Origin of the sequence: Protofrankia sp. Cr1, assembly GCF_963555865.1 — a bacterium.
Lineage (GTDB): Bacteria > Actinomycetota > Actinomycetes > Frankiales > Frankiaceae > Protofrankia.
In genome coordinates this window covers 1-1,188 of sequence record NZ_CAUVXO010000650.1, presented here as the reverse complement: position 1 = coordinate 1,188, position 1,188 = coordinate 1, and the positions used below count along the sequence as shown (strand labels likewise).

General features: G+C 72.5%; 1 pseudogene. It reads left to right on the top strand.

Annotated elements, in window-relative coordinates:
- Positions 1 to 16: 16 nt before the first annotated feature.
- A pseudogene (locus U9980_RS27375) lies at positions 17 to 1,188 on the top strand (hypothetical protein); the annotation flags it as partial.

Here is a 1,188-nt window from a genome sequence, read left to right as displayed (position 1 = left end):
GTCCGCGGGGTAGCCGATGACCTTGGGTCCCGATGATCGTCCGGTCTCCGGTCAGGGGCGACGTGCTTTCAGTCTCGACGAGATCTCGCCGGACGAGGTTCCCGTGCCGCAGGCATCCCCGCTACCGGAGCCCACGCCCCCGGATGCGATCCCCGTTCCCCAGAACGGATCGACCGTCCGGCCGGAGCCTTCCACCGGACCGCCCAGCCAGCCCGGACCGGACGGGTCCGCTGTGTCCGCCGGCCTTTCTGCGCAGGTGGTGGCACTCGCCGGCAGGTTCGGCTCCGCCTCCGCTGCGCTTGTGTTCGCCGGCTTACTCGTGGCGACCGGACACCGTGACAGCATCCAGTTCCTGCGGGCCGACGGACCAAACCCGTCGGGCGTCCCGACCGTCGCCGGTTCCGGGAGCTGGTGGGTGGCCGCGGAAATGGACCTCGACCTGGGCCGGGAGTTGGTGTCAACCGCGTCCGGCCGGCTGTTCGTCCATGCCGACGGATGGTTCCGGCCCGATCGTGGCTGGGGCGCCATGCCGGTCGCCCCGGTCACACCGGACGGCGACCGTGGGTCGGTGCCCACGTCCGGGCTCCGTCCGGTGAGCGTCGTCGAAGTGGTCCGGACCGCCGGACTCCACCCGGTCGCGGCCGGCACATCCACCGAGGCCGTGGTCCTGCTGCCCGGTGCGCTGGCCGGCGAGGTCATCCAACGCGCCCTGGAGCTGGGGCTGTCGGTGAGCTACCGGCCGGTCCGGCTGGATCCGCTGTTCGGCGCCCCGTTGTCCGGTCCTGTGCTGCCCGGGGCTGCTGCCGGACCGTTCGGTGGCGGCCGGGTCGCCACCGAACTGCGGCTGTCCCCTGCATCGGGGGAGACGCTGCCCGCGTCGCTGCCCATGTCGCTGCTGACTGCTCTTGATCACGACCCGTTCATGCTGGTCTGCCGGGCCACCGGCGACGGACTGCTGGTCCAGCACGCCATGGCGTCCGCCCTGGGTGACCCGCTGCTCGCCGACCTGGTGGACGCCGGCACGTGGGTGCTGGCCGACAGCTCGTTCGGCTGCTGGCGGCTGGTCGGCCTGGGCGAGCCCAGCGACGGAGCCGCGCTCGTCCGGCTCGCTGACGGCTACCGGCTGGAACCACCGGACCGGACCATTCCGGTACCGGACACCACGTTGTTGCGGCTGGACGCGCGGCC